The following is a 16,318-nucleotide window of genomic DNA, read 5'->3' on the forward strand; positions in this document are numbered from 1 at the left end:
TCTCTTTTGTTTTTCCTGTTTTACCATATAAATTTGTTTATCGTTTTAAGTAGTGTAAAAATATAGAAGTTAGAAAAACGATACGTATACTATTTTCGATCTCCACCTAATAAATCAAATAATCCACCTGCAATACTGCCTTCACCTTTTGATTCAGATCCTGCTCGTTGAGGGGCGGCTGCAAATACTCTGCTTGCAAGTCTGCTAAATGGCAAGGATTGTACCCAGACGGTTCCAGGACCTCGTAAAGTAGCGAAAAATAACCCTTCTCCACCGAATAGTGCTGTTTTAATTCCACCAACAAACTCAATGTTATAATCAACATTTCCTGTCATAGCTACGAGACAACCAGTATCCACTCGAAGAACTTCTCCTGGTTTTAAATCTCTCCGATGTATCGTTCCACCAGCATGGACAAATGCTAGTCCATCTCCTTCGAGCTTTTGCATAATAAATCCTTCTCCACCAAAGAATCCCGTCCCAATTCGACGTTGTAGTTCAACTCCAACAGATACGCCTTTTGCAGCTGCTAAAAATGCATCCTTTTGACAGATTAACTTTCCATCTAATTCACTTAAGTCCATCGGGATAATTTTACCCGGGTATGGAGAAGCAAACGAAACATGCTTTTTACCAGTTCCTTCATTCGTAAATGTGGTCATAAATAAGCTTTCACCAGTAACCAACCTTTTCCCAGCGCCAATAAGCTTACCCATAATTCCACTACCTTGCTTGGAGGAACCATCACCAAAAATGGTTTCCATCCGTATTTGATCATCCATCATCATTAAGCTTCCTGCTTCTGCAATAACCGTTTCATCAGGATCGAGCTCTACTTCAACAAACTGCATATCATCGCCGTATAGTTTGTAATCAATTTCATGGTTGTTCAATTAGTCCACTTCCTTTTCTATAAATTAACTATAATACACCTAACAATACGAAAAAGTTCCAAAAAGATGTTCTCAAATTGTTAGGAACACTTTAACTGTGAAATTTGCTAGTAATAGTCCTTGCCCATAAAGCAAACTTTATTTATCTTGCATCCTAAGATAGTTCTGAAAATTTTCTAAAAAACTATTGACGAATAACTTTCTAAATACTATAATTATTGAGAATTGAAAATGAAACGGAAAAGGAGGTCACGACAATGGAAAAAGTAATTTTCGCAAACCAAATGAATTTTATATGTACTGTGACCTTCATGAGAGATACAAGTGTTTGTTAGCTTTCTAATGCTAATGAATCATGAAATGGTCACAGCTGTCTGTGACCATTTGTAGTATAAGGGGATTTTTTGCCCATTTGTATGCACACGTCATAGGCGTGTGTTTTTTTGTGTCTTTTATGAAGGGTAAAATACTAATTTGTAGGATTAGAAGGTGAAAAGATGTTTCAGGTATTCAAGAAATTGGATTGGTTTTTTAAACATTATTGGAAGCGATATGTAATAGCAATTATCTTTTTAATTATTGCAAGCGCGATTGGACTTATTCCCCCAAAGATTGTCGGATTTACGATTGACCAAATCCAATTTGGTTCATTATCAATGCAATTATTAATTGCTCTTATTCTAGGATATCTCGTTCTTACGATTGTCCATTACGCAGTTTCTTATTTATGGGATTATACCTTATTTGGAGGAGCTGTAATCCTAGAACGTTGGATGCGCAGTCGATTGATTACACATTTTCTTAACATGACGCCAACCTTTTATGGAAAGCATCGAACTGGAGATTTAATGGCAAGATCAACGAATGATTTGAAGGCGATTAGTCAGACTGCGGGATTCGGTGTATTGACACTTGTTGATTCAAGTATTTTTATGTTGATGATTATTGCGGTTATGGGCTTTACGATTAGCTGGCAGCTAACATTAGCGGCATTGTTGCCATTGCCGATCATGGCGGTTGTCATGAATAAATATGGTTCAGCCATTCACGCTCGCTTTACAGAAGCACAAGCGGCTTTTGGTGAAATGAATAACGAAGTACTGGAATCAATACGGGGTGTACGTGTCATTCGGGCATTTGTTCAGGAAAAGCAGGATGCAGATCGATTTGAGTCCAGAACAAATCATGTGTATCAGAAAAATATTGAAGTTGCAAAAATTGATGCTTTATTTGAGCCAACGATGAAAATATTAGTTGGATTATCTTATACGATTGGAATCGGCTACGGTGCATTTCTTGTGTTCGAAAGTATCATAACGCTTGGTGACCTTGTTACATTTAATGTGTACCTAGGTATGCTCATTTGGCCAATGTTTGCTGTTGGTGAATTAATTAATATTTTACAGCGTGGTAATGCATCATTAGACCGTGTAAATGAAACACTGTCCTATGAAGCAGACGTAAAGGAAGCAGATGAACCTAAATCTGTCTCCACTGTTGCTTCCGTTGATTTTAAGAATGTATCTTTTTCCTATCCGTCTGTTGAAAGAAAGCAATTAAGTAAAGTCGTTTTACATGTGGAAAAAGGTCAAACAATTGGTGTCGTAGGGAAGACTGGATCTGGAAAAACAACATTATTTAAGCTGCTGCTTCGTCAATATCCTGGAGTAGAAGGAGAGATTAAGGTTTCCGATATCAATTTAAATGATATTCGATTGGAGCAAATTAGAGACTGGATTGGTTATGTTCCACAGGACCAAATGATGTTTTCCAAATCAATTCGGGAAAATATTCAGTTCGGTAAAGCCGATGCAACCGATGAGGAGATTTTCCGTGTGATGGAGCTAGCGTATTTTCTCGATGATATAAAGCAGTTGCCAAATGGACTAGACACACAGGTTGGAGAAAGTGGGATTACTTTATCCGGTGGTCAGAAACAACGTGTAGCACTTGCGCGAGCTTTTATTAAAGATCCAGAGATTCTAATTTTAGATGATTCGATGTCTGCGGTAGATGGAAAAACAGAAGCAAAAATTCTAGGGCATTTAAGAAAAGAAAGACAGCATAAAACAACTTTCATCGCCGCTCATCGACTTTCTGCAGTGACACATGCAGATCATATTATTGTGTTAGAGGATGGGAGAATAGGCGAAGAAGGAACGCATGAACAATTAATGCAGTTAAATGGTTGGTATAAAAAGCAGTATCAACAACAGCAACTGGAGGATGGGGAGGTGGCGATGTAATGAAAAAGCCATCAACAGAAAAGCGATTATTTAACTATGCTTTGCACTATAAAAAAGGAATTTTAATTGGTTTATTCTGCTTAATGATAGCTGTTGCTATGGAATTGGCTGGGCCGTTCATTGCGAAAATAGTCATTGATGACCACATACTTGGTGTGGAAGGCTATTGGCAGGAAGTTACGGAAAATGATGATCGATATACGGTGGATTATGATGGCGGGTCTTTCAAGCGGGTAGACCGCTTAACTGCTTCTGATGAGACAATAGGAGAGGTAGTTACATTGTTTCAAATTGGCACAGCCTATCATATTATTCATGACAAGGCCCAATTAGATGGTAAACGTGAAGCTAATGGGAATCAAATTAGCATTACAACAGCAGAAGAAACGTTTCATTATGAAGGCGAACGTCTCGCGTTAACAGAAGCCTATCCTTTCTTTAAACCAGAACAGAGGCCAATTTTAATGTTGCTTGGATTGTATGTGGGGTTGCTTGTAATTGCAGGAGTATTTCAATTTTATAAAACATTCCTTTTACAAAAAGCTGCAAATCAGATCGTTAAAAAGATGCGAACCGATTTATTTGCACATACACAACGAATTCCAATCGATTATTTTGTCGATCAGCCTGCTGGTACAATTGTTGCTAGAATTACAAATGACACGGAAGCTATCCGTGATTTATATGAAAGGGTATTAGCTATTATTGTGACGAGTGCGGTATACATGGGAGGTATTTTTATTGCCCTCTTTATTCTTGATGCTAAGCTTGCTACAATGTGTCTATTTATCCTGCCTTTGTTATACGGTTGGATGAAAGCTTATAAATACTTTGGAACGAAATACAATAAGGTTATCCGAAAAACGATCAGCCAAATAAATGGAAATATTAGTGAAGCTATTCAAGGGATGCCGGTAATTCAAGCGTTTAATCGTGAAAAGAAGACAAAAGAGGAATTTGAAGTATTGAATGAACGCAATTATACGTATCAGAAAAAGCTGATTAAATTGAGTGCATTGACTTCTTATAATCTTGTAACCGTCATTCGTAATATAACCTTTGTTGGTTTTATTTGGTACTTTGGTTCTTCTTCTCTTGAACTGACAAGTGTTATTTCCATTGGTATGCTCTATGCATTCGTCGATTATATTACAAGATTGTTTGAACCAGTTACAGATATTGTGAACCAGCTGCCACTCTTAGAGCAAGCACGTGTTGCTGGAACGCGTGTATTTGAATTGTTGGATCATGATGGGGAAACGGTCGAGAATAAGCAAATTGAAAAATACCGTGGGAAGATTGTCTTTGATCATGTTTCATTTGCCTATAATGAAAAAGATTATGTACTGAATGATATTTCATTTGAAATAAACGAAGGTCAGACAGCTGCATTTGTCGGTCATACAGGCTCAGGGAAAAGCTCGATCATGAATTTATTATTTCGCTTTTATGATGCACAAAAAGGTTCAATTAGAATCGATGGTTACAGTACAAGAGAATGGTCGAGGCAGCAAGTGAGAAGTCATATGGGAATTGTATTACAGGATCCATTTTTATTCTCAGGTACGATTATTTCCAATGTAACGATGAACGATCCGGAAATCAGTAGAGAAGCCGCAATAAAGGCTTTACAGGCTGTCGGAGCCAACCGGTTTATTGATAAATTACCGAACACTTATGATGAGGTTGTTACAGAAGGAGGCACCACATTCTCACTAGGAGAACGTCAGCTTATATCATTTGCACGTGCACTTGCTTTTGATCCAGCTATTCTCATTCTAGATGAAGCAACTGCAAATATTGATACAGAAACAGAGAATATTATTCAAGAAGCATTAGAAGTGTTAAAGGAAGGACGTACAACACTTGTCATTGCGCACCGTTTATCAACAATCCAACAGGCAGATATCATTTTTGTTCTTGACCGTGGAACTATCAAAGAGGAAGGAAATCATGATAAACTAATTAAACAGCAAGGTTTATATTATCAGATGTACCAGATGCAGCAAGGAAAGGTCAAAACGGCTGTGTAAGTTTAGCCTTATGCGCTCTTAACTACGTTTCACACGAGGTGGCTTATGGATCATAAACAAGATAAAAATGATGATAGACTTGATGCGGACTTATATGAAGAGTTTGATGATGAAGAATTATATGAGCTTGTCCAAGAAGAACGTAGAAAGGCTTTAGAAAGAGCTCGTCGTTCTAACGAAGAAGCAGCACCGAAGCGTCCATTTCCGAAATGGGCGTTTTGGCTGATTGCTTTTGCTTTAGTGTTTAATCATTTTGCCTTAATACCACAGACCTTTTCGATACCTGCAATTGATTTTCTCATTACATCTGCTAAGCTATCAGCTGAAGAAGATATTCGAACGTTTAAGGAAGCTGTTGTCGTTGTAGAGACAGATGACAGTAAGGGCACCGGATTTTCTATCTCTGCAAATGGCACCATTTTAACAAATCATCATGTTATCGAAGGGGAAGAGCAAGTAACAGTTGCATTTCCCGAAGACGGTTTATTTACTGCAGAAGTAACGGAACAATATCCAGAAATCGATTTAGCCGTTCTTGAAGTGCATGAAGAAGAGCTGCCATACTTATCATTAGCTGAGCATGCAAACATTGAAGAAAATGAACCGATTCGATTCATTGGTAATCCTTTGCGATTTAATGGAATTGCAAATGAGGGAACCATTATTGGTGACACCCAATTATCCGGTTGGAATGAACGTGTATTTATGTTAGATGCTCCAGTCTATCGCGGAAATAGTGGAAGTCCTGTTATTAATCAGAATGGTGAGGTAATTGGTGTTATATTTGCAACGCTCGATCATGAGAATCACGGTAAGGTTGGACTGTTTATATCGATTGATTATTTTAACGGGCTGTAATACCCCGCCTGTCATGAAGTTTCATTTTATAGAAGTATTAAGTATACCCAGGAATAAGTATTTCTGGGTTTTATTGTCTTTTGGGAAGGGTATGTATTTTATAAAACCTTTTTGGAGGTGTATAGGATGATGCGTTTAACATCTCAAGTAAAGCATTTTAATATTCACGCGACGGACGGCGAACTCGGAAAAATTAAAGACTTTTATTTCGATGATCGCAACTGGGAAATACGCTATGCAATCGTGGATACAAGGAAATGGCTACCCGGAAGAAAAGTCCTCTTATCACCGAATTCCTTTTTAGAAGTTAATGAATCTGATGAAAGCGTTCGTGTGGAATATGACAAATTGATGATACGAAATAGCCCTGCTGTTCCAGAAAATGAGAACTTAACAAAGGATAAGGAAAGTCGTTTGATTGATTACTTTGGATGGAACAGTTATAAGGAAAATGCATTGCCACACGCAGAACGTGGAATGCTTGGTACGTTTCAAGTTACTGGAATGGAGAATGGTAAACCACCAGCAGAGCCGCACTTGAACCGAAACGAATCAGACCATGTAAATGATAATTATTTACGTAGTGAGGAAGAAACGATTGATTTTAAGGTACATGCAAAAGATGGAAAAGTTGGTAAGGTTGTAGATATGATTTTCGATACGACGCAATGGAGAATCGAGTATATCGTCGTTCGAAGCAGTAGAAGTATTGTTGATGATGAATTTTATATTTTTCACACGAGACAAATAAATACGGTAGATTGGTTTGAAAATGATTTATATATCAATGATTCCATCGATGGGATTTTAAACAACAAGCCATTTCAAGAAAAAGATGAGATTATTGTAAGCTTTAATTGACTAATCGACACTAAATTTGGAGTCTTGGGATAATCCGACTTTTATTTAAGGACTTAACTTAGAAGTGAGTTAGTTGTATCTAAATGATGTTAAAAGAACGCCTCCTAATTTAAAATATGGAGGTGTTTTTTTATCCTGCAATCGCAAGTTGTATGATATGTTAGATTAGAGGGAAAAATGTGATTTGTGTGTCTAATAAATTTAGTTACTGTTTTTTAAAGGAACTGTAATCGAATTGAGATAGCAACCTAACCGGCATTACGTTAACATGGATATACTGAAATTAATAGCATTATTTGTCGATATATAGAGTAAAAGAGTGAAACTGTAAAAAATGTGGATAATTATAAAATAAAAATGAAAATGGTGGGAACATCATATGATACATATACAATACGATAGCGTTTTGAAATCACAAGAACAATCGGGTAGGTACGCCCAAAAAGAGTATCCAACATACGTATTTTATAATGGATGGAGGTGCTTTTAAATGATAGCAAGTACTTCGGTCCAAGAACAACCCCTTGAAGAATTAGTAGCATCAATTCAACAAGGAGATACGGCTACGCAAAACTATTTATTGCGTACGTATCAGCCATTTATTGCAAAATGTGTTTCAGAAGTATGCAAACGATACATAGATCCAAAAAGAGATGATGAATTTAGTATAGGGCTTTCTGCGTTTAATGAGGCTATCTTTTCCTATTCTGCAGATCGAGGATGTTCGTTTTTGTCCTTTGCGAAGCTTGTTATAAAACGGAAAGTAATTGATTACATTCGTTTTAACCAAAAAAGACCTTTATCCATTTCGCTTGACGAAAACTTTGATGAGGAATTAATGGAAAATCCGCTAGAGGTTGCCGTAGTAAAGGATAAGTACAATCAGGAATTGGATGCAGTTTATCGTAAGGAAGAAATTATGGAATTTAAGGAAAAGTTGCGTGAATATAAGTTGACATTGATTGAACTGACAGAGGCCTCTCCAAAACATAGAGATGCACGTGATTCCGCGGTTAAGACTGCAAGAATTCTATATCATGATAAGAATCTAAGTGAATATGTGTATCGGAAAAAGAAGCTTCCGATTAAAGAGCTTGTAAAGAAAGTAGATGTTAGTAAGAAGACATTGGAGCGTAATCGGAAATTTATTTTAGCAATATTCATTGTGTTAAGTGGAGACTACATCTATCTTAAGGATTATCTTAAGGGAGTGGGGCAATGAAAAAAGGAATTGTGATGGAACTCCATCGCAACTATACGATTATTATGACCAAGGAGGGTTCCTTTTTAAAGGCGAAGCCATGTAAAAAAGGTGTAATAATCGGGGAGGAAGTCGCCTATGAACCGCTGGAATTCAAGAAGCGGCATATTTCCATATTACATTCTTGGAGAATGTTGAAAACACCGGTTAAAACATTTTTCATGACATGTGTCATATTGTTAATTCTTTTACCTTTTTATATGCTTTCGGGAGAGCGTGAATCCTATGCGTACGTGACATTGGATATAAATCCTAGTATTGAAATGGAAGTTAATGAGCAGTTTAATGTACAAACGATACGAGCTTTGAATGACGAGGCTTTATTAATTATGGATCAGTTACCGAATTATCAAGATGAGTTGCTGGAAGAGGTAATTGGCCGTATTTTAGATATAAGTGAGCAAACAGGTTTAGTGAATGATGAAAAAAATATGATAGTCGGCTTTAGCTACGCCGATGGAGTACCTGATCAAAACAGCATTATTCCGCTTGAATTAGAAGTTTTTTTTCAGAGTATATCTGGCTGGGAAATAGCTACATTGCTCGTTCCGCAAAAAATTAGGGAGCAAGCAAAGGAAGAATCTGCTTCGATGAACGAAGTGATGGCTTTAAAAATCTTAGAGAAGGATGCTTCTGCGAATGATCTAACATCAATCTCTTCCAATGATAGAGCAATTATTGATACCTTTTTTAAAGACGAAGATATGGATGATAAGAATTCATCGCAGCTAGATGACGAAAATAGATTAAGTAGCCTTGACGATGAAGATTTAGCAATTGCCGGATTATAGAGGAAATTAGAAAATAAAGCAGTTTTGATTAATGAAGAACATTAGGTGAAATCAGCAATTTATTTATATAATAAGAAAAGGAAAAGCACCACGTGGAGTGCTTTTCCTTTTTTATACTTCCATCATGACTGGTGGTGTGTATTTCATTGCATGGTCTATATAATAAAGCAACGTATCATGGGTGTTAATTACTTTTGACTGGTCCAGTGAATAGTGATAGGCATTTAAAAATTGTTCAATTTTTTTGGAAAGCATGTCATCCTTTGTTCGAACCATTAGTACGAGTAGATCATCCCATTGGCCCCACAATGTATAATATAAAGCTTTGTCATAGTCTGGAATCAATTTTTACCCCTCCTTCATTTAAAGGGCTACTAATTAGGCTTCCCGCTTTTTATATATAATGCGTGTGATTTATTTGGTGTGAATACCAATTAAAGGATGTAGAAATTCAAGCATAGGATTGCTCCTCCGTTACATACTAAAAGCAAATGCATAAGGAGGAATTCATGATGAAATGGAAAGTTTTAAGCATCGCTGCAGCGACTATTTTAACTATGACAGCTTGTCAAGCAACAGATAATAATGCTCGAGATAATGCAACTGGACCTAATGACAATATTGAACAAACAAGGTTTTACAACAATGCTGGAGAAGGAATGACAAATGTTCGTAACTATACATTGGATCGAGATTCCGAGCGATTCCAAAATCGTGACGACGGCCGATATCGAGCAAACGAGCAAAACCAATATGATATATCTGAAGAGGCTGCGGAGCGAATAACAGAAAAAGTCAATGGTATTGATCGTGCATATGTGTTAACAACAGATAATAACGCTTATGTAGCTGCAACACTTGACACGGATCGTAATATGAATATGAACAGCGGAACACGTGATAATGGTGACGAACTTACAGATGAAGTCAAAGAAGAAATAGGAGATATTGTGAAGTCCGTGGATAATGGCATTGATAATGTGTATGTTTCCACGAATCCTGATTTTATTGATTTAACGAATAATTATGTTGATGATGTAAATAATGGCCAGCCAATCGAAGGATTTTTCGATCAGATGGGGAATATGATTGAACGACTTTTCCCACAAAATAGACGATAGTCATAAAGAGTGTTCCTTATGGGAGCGCTCTTTTTCTAATGGTTATGGAGGTTGTCATCTCTAGGCTTGAAATATAATGATGCTATTTCCGTAAAAATCAAAATCTAAAAACTTTGTCATGAGTTGGAACCTGTGGTATAGTACATACATATAATCCTTAGTAATCACAGTTAGTTACTTTGATTTAATAAACTTCGGAGTTGATCATAAAAATGGGGAGAGAGTTTATTGAGCTGTTTGAAGAATGGGCGGAGGATTATGATAAAAGTGTAGTAGGAGAAGATCCACAATATGCTGAGGTTTTTTCTAATTATGATGCAATCCTTGATGCAGTAGTGGAACAGAGTGTTGGCAGGGTATTGGAATTTGGTGTTGGCACAGGTAATTTATCCGAGAAGCTGTTGCAAGCCGGACATTCGGTAATAGGAATTGAACCTTCAAAGGAAATGAGAGGTATTGCAAAAAGAAAAATTCCTGACCTAACAATTCTAGATGGTGATTTTTTAATATACCCTACACCTAATGCCCAGATTGAAACGATTACGAGTACGTACGCGTTTCACCATCTAACAGACGACGAAAAATCGATTGCGATTAAACAATTTTCAGAACTACTACCACCGAATGGCAAAGTAGTATTTGGAGATACAATGTTTAAAACGGAAGCTGACAAAAATATGCAAATTGCTGCGGCAGTGAAAAAAGGACATCACGACCTGGCAGAGGATTTGAATCGTGAATACTATCCCACATTGGATACAATGAAGAATGCTTTTGAAAAGCATGGATTTGATGTATCATTTAGGCAAATGAATGATTTTGTTTGGGTATTAATCGCAAACAAAAAATAAACAAGTGGGGAGCCATGAAATAATGACTAAAAAAATGAATGTAGAAAGCTTTAATCTTGATCACACAAAAGTAAAGGCACCATACGTCCGGTTAGTTGGTGTCACAGAAGGTGCGAATGGAGATAAAGTACACAAGTATGATATCCGTTTTAAACAACCAAATAAGGAACATATGGAAATGCCAGGACTTCATTCATTGGAGCACTTGATGGCTGAGAATATCCGAAATCATGCAGATAGCGTTCTTGATATTGGACCAATGGGATGCCAAACCGGTTTTTATTTATCGTTAATCAATCATGACAACTATGAAGAGGTATTAACGATGATTGAAAGAACGTTAACAGATGTGCTCGAGGCAAATGAAGTTCCTGCATGTAATGAAGTGCAATGCGGTTGGGCTGCAAGCCATAGCTTAGAAGGTGCAAAAGATATCGCTAAGGAAATGTTAAGCAAGCGTGATGAGTGGCATGAAGTTTTTTAAGAATAACCTCTAAAATGTAATGTGAGGCGAAACGAAATGGCTCTATATAAATCAATACAAGAATTGATTGGGAATACTCCGTTATTGGAAATCAGAAATTTTAATCTGCCAGAATCAGTACGTTTATTTGCAAAGCTTGAATATTTTAACCCAGGTGGTAGTGTGAAGGATCGTTTAGGTGTGGCCTTGATTGATGATGCCTTAAAACGTGGAGCTTTAATTGAAGGTGGTACGATTATCGAACCTACTGCAGGTAATACCGGAATTGGACTTGCAATCGCAGCTTTAAATAAAAATTTGTCTGTTGTATTTTGTGTTCCGGAGCATTTTAGTAAGGAAAAGCAGCAGCTGATGCAAGCTTTAGGAGCGAAAATTATTCATACACCGCGTGAACAAGGAATGAAAGGCGCTATTGAAAAGACCGAGCAATTACTAAATGAAATTCCAAATAGCTTCTCGCCAAGACAATTCTCGAATCCAGCTAATCCAATGACATATTATCAAACACTTGCTCCAGAAATCTGGAAGGAGCTTGATGGGAAAGTGGATGTATTTGTTGCAGGTGCTGGATCTGGTGGAACATTTACAGGTATTGCATCATTTTTGAAGGAAAAAAATCCTGCAGTTAAAACGGTGATCGTTGAGCCAGAGGGTTCCATTATTAATGGGGGTAAATCAGGCCCTCATTTAACGGAAGGAATTGGAATGGAGTTTCTTCCTGATTATATGAATCCGGAACATTTTGATGATATTTATACGATTACAGATAAGGATGCTTTTACGATGGTGAAGAGGCTTGCAGCAAAAGAAGGACTGCTTGTTGGAAGTTCTTCGGGTTCTGCAATGGCAGCAGCCCTGCATGAGGCAAAACATGCAAAACCAGGAACAACAATTGTTACAATCTTTCCAGATTCGAGTGACCGTTATCTAAGTAAGCATATATATGAGCAATGTTTAGAAACTAAGGGGGAATAATCATGCGAGCAAAAACGAAAATGATTCATGGCGGTATAACGGGGGATGAACAAACAGGAGCTGTTTCTGTACCAGTTTATCAAGTAAGTACGTATAAGCAGGATGAAGTAGGTAAGCATCGTGGATATGAATATTCAAGAACAGGCAATCCAACTCGCCATGCACTAGAGACAGTCATTGCAGACCTTGAAAATGGAAAAGCAGGATTTGCCTTTGGTTCAGGCATGGGTGCCATGACATCTGTTATGATGTTATTTAATGCTGGAGATCATGTTGTTTTGACCGATGATGTCTACGGTGGTTCCTATCGATTGATGTCAAAAGTGCTTAATCGTTTTGATTTAGAGCACACGTTTACCAACACAAGCTCTCCAAAAGCAGTAGAGGCAGCTATACAAGAGAATACGAAGGCAATATTTGTAGAAACACCTACAAATCCATTATTAAAAATTACTGATATTCGAAAGATGGCAGAGATTGCAAGAAAGCATGATATTCTCTTAATTGTGGATAATACATTTGCAACGCCATATTGGCAGCAACCATTAGATTTAGGAGCAGATATTGTACTGCACAGTGCAACGAAATATATTGGTGGACACAGCGATGTGGTGGCTGGCTTAGTCGTTGTAAATACAGATGAATTAGCGGAAGAGCTTCATTTTATCCAAAACTCAGTTGGTGCCGTACTAGGACCACAGGACTCTTGGCTTATCATGCGCGGAATAAAGACATTGGCTATCCGCATGGAAGCGATTGAGGCAAATACGAAAAAAATTGTTGCCTTCTTGGAAAATCATGCTAACGTATCAGCTATTTATTACCCTGGGCGTGAAAGTCATCCAGGCCATGAGCTTGCGAAGCAGCAAACATCTGGCTTTGGAGGAATGGTATCCTTTGATGTTGGTAGTGCAAAAAAGGCAGAAGAGGTTCTTGGGAAATTAACATATTTTACATTGGCTGAAAGCCTAGGAGCTGTAGAAAGCCTAATATCCGTTCCAGCTAAAATGACGCATGCTTCGATTCCTGCTGAACGAAGACAAGAGCTTGGGATTACCGACGGGTTAATTCGTATATCGGTTGGGATTGAGGATGCAGATGATTTAATAGAAGACCTTAAAGTTGCATTAAGTGATAAAAAGAAACAGCTCGTTTAGGGCTGTTTCTTTTCGCTTCCATTATGCTAAAATAGGCTATATATTAGTACGAATGTGGAGGAATGTTAAATGAGTGAAAAAGCATTACACTATTTGAAGGAAAACCGAGAGCGTTTACTCAACAAATTAAGCGATTTCCTAGCAATCCCAAGTGTCAGTACCGATAGTGCATATAAAGGAGATGTGGATCAAGCAGCAGACTTCATTGTTACATATTTAAAGGATATTGGCTTTGACGAAGTAGAAAAGCAAGAAACAGCAGGGCATCCACTTGTATATGCTGCATACAATGGTGCGGGTGAAGATGCTCCAACTGTACTTTTCTATGGCCATTACGACGTCCAGCCAGTAGATCCAATTGAACAATGGAAAAGTGATCCATTTCAAGCAGTGGTTAGAGATGGTCGCCTTTATGCACGTGGCTCAAGCGATGATAAAGGACAAGTATTTATGCACTTAGCCGTATTTGAGGCTTATATGAAAACAGAAGGAAACCTACCACTTAATGTAAAAGTTTGCATTGAAGGGGAGGAAGAAATCGGCAGCGAGAATTTATACAACATTTTACAAAAGAAGAAAGAACAATTTCAAGCAGATTTTGCAGTGATTTCTGATTCGGGAATGGCTGCAAAAAATCAACCAACTATTCTCTATGGATTAAAAGGGTTTACAGGCATTGAGATCACTGTAAACGGACCTGATCATGATTTGCATTCCGGTATGTATGGTGGCGCAGTAAGAAACCCGATTATCGCGCTTAGTCATATTCTTGCATCGATGAAGGATGAAAATGAAGTAATCACTGTAGATGGTTTCTATGATGATGTCGAACCATTGAGTGATGCGGAAAGAAAATTAATGGAGCAGGCCCCAAGCGAGGATTTTGTTGAAGCGACTGGTATACCTGAAACGGTATCTGAAAAAGGTTTTACGGCGAAAGAGCATACGATGGGACGCCCGACATTTGAAATAAATGGAATCTATGGCGGGTATCAGGGTGAAGGAACAAAAACGATTATTCCTTCTTCAGCAACAGCGAAAATAACATGTCGCCTTGTTCCTGGACAAGATCCGGAAAAAATTCAGGAATTACTAGAAGCCCATGTCAATAAAGTTGCTCCAGCAGGTGTAACAGTAGAAGTGAAAAAAGAAAAACTATCTTCTAAAGCATATAAAGTAGAGCCAAACCATCCACTTATTAAAAAAGCAGCTGCTAGCTATACGAGAGCTTTTGGTAAGGAAACGATTTTCATTCGAATGGGTGGATCGATTCCTGTCGTAGAATGGATTGAAGAAATTTACGATATGCCAATTGTTTTATTAGGGTTTGGAACTCCCGAGGATCGTTTGCATTCACCAAATGAAAGCTTCCCGTTGGATAGCTTTGATAAAGGGATGGAAACACTCGTATATTATTGGAACGAAATAAATAAGTAATAACAAAGCCCCCGTTTCTCGTCATCGGATTCGGGGTAATTTTATAATGAAGATAACTAAAAAGGAGAGAGCGGAAATGAAATATGCGATTGTTACCGGGGTTTCAAAAGGGCTTGGAGAATCGATTGCCAAGCTATTCCTAGATTTAAATATACATGTAATCGGCCTTTCACGTAGTGTTAACAATCATTTAGCTAATCATGAAAACCTGTTTACGCATTTTCCATGTGATCTGGCAAATGTAGAGTCATTAGATCAAGTATGCGATGAAATTAGTGATGCTGTTTTTACAGAGGATACGACCACAATTTATTTAGTAAATAATGCTGCTACTGTTGAACCAATTGATCAATCCATGCATATACAGACAACAGCTCTCACACAGCATGTCAATCTCAATACGATTGCTCCAATGGCACTTACGAATTATTTTCTGAAAAAGGCAACAGAAAAAGGAGTACAGTTAATTAGTGTTATCATCACTTCTGGGGCAGCGGAATCGCCATCCTATGGTTGGAGTGCGTACTGCTCAACAAAGGCAAGCGTGAACATGTATACGAAAACGGTTGCACTTGAACAGGAAGAATTGAAAACCGACCATAAAGTAATAGCATTTAGTCCAGGAATTATGGACACAGACATGCAAGAGAAAATTCGGTCAAGCTCTGAAGCAGCTTTTGCCGATGTGGAAAAGTTTAAAGAATTTAAAGGAAATAACTTGCTGAAGGACACAGATTTAGTTGGTGGAGTTGTTGTTGATATTTTAACGGATGATGAAGTGGAAAACGGAAAAATTTATCATGTGCGTAATTATATATAAATTGTTTTAGAAAAAATAATGAGTCATTAGCCCTCCCAATTTAAAGAACGCTGCATAAAGTAAAGTAGTCTTGAAAATAGGGAGGGGACAAAATGAGTAAAGATGGAGCAGGTAGTGGATTCGGCTCTGGCGGTTTCGCTTTGTTAGTCGTATTATTTATTTTATTAATAATCATCGGCACGGCTTATACAGGCGGAGGCTATGGTGGCTATTATTAGGAATTAGAATAAAGTTGTCGGATGAGGTGCTCTCGCATTTCATCATTGTAAAAATGCAGCAGTTATCCTGCTGCATTTTTAATTTAAAAGCGATAAGATTTCAAAGTATACATATTGGTTAAAGTAGCTGTTTGAAGCCCGTCAACATGCAATAACCAATTCGAAAAAGCGGTATTAATCACTGTCATCTTTCGGTACATTGCTATTTTCTCTTTTGTCGGTTTTTGAAGCTCCAGCTTAAGTGTGATCGTTTGCACGTTGTTCACCTCCTGCTTCCATTATAACACAAAAAGGAACTTACGTTCGTTTTTA

At 37.7% G+C, this 16,318-nt stretch carries 17 protein-coding genes; 14 read left to right on the top strand and 3 right to left on the bottom strand.

Features of this window, described 5'->3' with window-relative positions:
• Positions 1-89 precede the first annotated feature (89 nt).
• Positions 90-893: a TIGR00266 family protein gene (locus tag F1560_RS10005; protein ID WP_149474475.1), complete on the bottom strand. Its 804-nt coding sequence runs from the start codon at positions 891-893 to the stop codon at positions 90-92.
• A gap of 497 nt (positions 894-1,390) precedes the next feature.
• Between F1560_RS10005 and F1560_RS10010 the strand changes: the two genes are divergently transcribed.
• The 6 genes from F1560_RS10010 (at position 1,391) to F1560_RS10035 (ending at position 8,943) form a co-directional block, all read left to right on the top strand.
• A complete protein-coding gene (locus F1560_RS10010; RefSeq protein ID WP_149474476.1) occupies positions 1,391-3,139 on the top strand; it encodes an ABC transporter ATP-binding protein in 1,749 nt (582 codons plus the stop codon).
• The gene (locus F1560_RS10015; RefSeq protein WP_149474477.1) at positions 3,139-5,172 is read left to right on the top strand and encodes an ABC transporter ATP-binding protein; all 2,034 of its coding nucleotides are present in this window, start codon (positions 3,139-3,141) and stop codon (positions 5,170-5,172) included. Before F1560_RS10010 ends, F1560_RS10015 begins: the two co-directional genes overlap by 1 nt.
• Positions 5,173-5,217: 45 nt before the next feature.
• Positions 5,218-6,030 (top strand): S1C family serine protease, encoded by an 813-nt coding sequence (locus tag F1560_RS10020; protein WP_149474478.1) that lies wholly within the window; start codon positions 5,218-5,220, stop codon positions 6,028-6,030.
• A 126-nt stretch (positions 6,031-6,156) separates the two neighbouring features.
• Positions 6,157-6,891, top strand: coding sequence for a PRC-barrel domain-containing protein (locus F1560_RS10025; protein ID WP_149474479.1), 735 nt, complete (start codon positions 6,157-6,159; stop codon positions 6,889-6,891).
• Positions 6,892-7,381: 490 nt separating this feature from the next.
• On the top strand, positions 7,382-8,113 hold the full coding sequence (sigI, locus tag F1560_RS10030; RefSeq protein WP_149474480.1) for an RNA polymerase sigma factor SigI: 732 nt from the start codon (positions 7,382-7,384) through the stop codon (positions 8,111-8,113).
• A complete protein-coding gene (locus tag F1560_RS10035) occupies positions 8,110-8,943 on the top strand; it encodes an anti-sigma factor domain-containing protein (RefSeq protein ID WP_149474481.1) in 834 nt (277 codons plus the stop codon). The genes sigI and F1560_RS10035 overlap by 4 nt, the downstream gene beginning before the upstream one ends.
• Before the next feature lie 111 nt (positions 8,944-9,054).
• Here F1560_RS10035 and F1560_RS10040 read toward each other — a convergent pair whose 3' ends face one another.
• Positions 9,055-9,288: a YhdB family protein gene (locus F1560_RS10040; RefSeq protein WP_095309750.1), complete on the bottom strand. Its 234-nt coding sequence runs from the start codon at positions 9,286-9,288 to the stop codon at positions 9,055-9,057.
• 167 nt (positions 9,289-9,455) lie between these two features.
• On the opposite strand from F1560_RS10040, the gene F1560_RS10045 reads away from it, so the two are divergent.
• The 8 genes from F1560_RS10045 to F1560_RS10080 all read left to right on the top strand — a co-directional run bounded on the left by F1560_RS10045 (position 9,456) and on the right by F1560_RS10080 (position 16,006).
• Entirely contained in the window at positions 9,456-10,064 is a 609-nt protein-coding gene (locus F1560_RS10045; protein WP_149474482.1) for a YhcN/YlaJ family sporulation lipoprotein, read from the top strand.
• 212 nt (positions 10,065-10,276) lie between these two features.
• Positions 10,277-10,915, top strand: coding sequence for a class I SAM-dependent methyltransferase (locus F1560_RS10050; RefSeq protein ID WP_149474483.1), 639 nt, complete (start codon positions 10,277-10,279; stop codon positions 10,913-10,915).
• Between the two features lie 22 nt (positions 10,916-10,937).
• Positions 10,938-11,399 carry an S-ribosylhomocysteine lyase gene (locus F1560_RS10055; RefSeq protein ID WP_149474484.1) on the top strand — a complete coding sequence of 154 codons (462 nt, stop codon included), beginning with the start codon at positions 10,938-10,940 and terminating at the stop codon, positions 11,397-11,399.
• 36 nt (positions 11,400-11,435) lie between these two features.
• Positions 11,436-12,374, top strand: a complete 939-nt coding sequence (locus F1560_RS10060; RefSeq protein WP_149474485.1) for a PLP-dependent cysteine synthase family protein — start codon at positions 11,436-11,438, stop codon at positions 12,372-12,374.
• 2 nt (positions 12,375-12,376) lie between these two features.
• Positions 12,377-13,531: a bifunctional cystathionine gamma-lyase/homocysteine desulfhydrase gene (locus tag F1560_RS10065; protein ID WP_149474486.1), complete on the top strand. Its 1,155-nt coding sequence runs from the start codon at positions 12,377-12,379 to the stop codon at positions 13,529-13,531.
• A 69-nt stretch (positions 13,532-13,600) separates the two neighbouring features.
• Entirely contained in the window at positions 13,601-14,968 is a 1,368-nt protein-coding gene (locus tag F1560_RS10070) for a dipeptidase (protein ID WP_149474487.1), read from the top strand.
• A gap of 76 nt (positions 14,969-15,044) precedes the next feature.
• Positions 15,045-15,788, top strand: a complete 744-nt coding sequence (locus F1560_RS10075) for a (S)-benzoin forming benzil reductase (RefSeq protein ID WP_149474488.1) — start codon at positions 15,045-15,047, stop codon at positions 15,786-15,788.
• A gap of 92 nt (positions 15,789-15,880) precedes the next feature.
• Entirely contained in the window at positions 15,881-16,006 is a 126-nt protein-coding gene (locus F1560_RS10080; RefSeq protein ID WP_149474489.1) for a YjcZ family sporulation protein, read from the top strand.
• Positions 16,007-16,089: 83 nt separating this feature from the next.
• Here F1560_RS10080 and F1560_RS22750 read toward each other — a convergent pair whose 3' ends face one another.
• Complete coding sequence (locus F1560_RS22750; RefSeq protein WP_187773686.1) at positions 16,090-16,263, bottom strand: hypothetical protein; 174 nt, start codon at positions 16,261-16,263, stop codon at positions 16,090-16,092.
• Positions 16,264-16,318 lie beyond the last annotated feature (55 nt).

This window comes from Oceanobacillus polygoni (genome assembly GCF_008304605.1).
Taxonomy (GTDB): Bacteria; Bacillota; Bacilli; order Bacillales; family Amphibacillaceae; genus Oceanobacillus; species Oceanobacillus polygoni.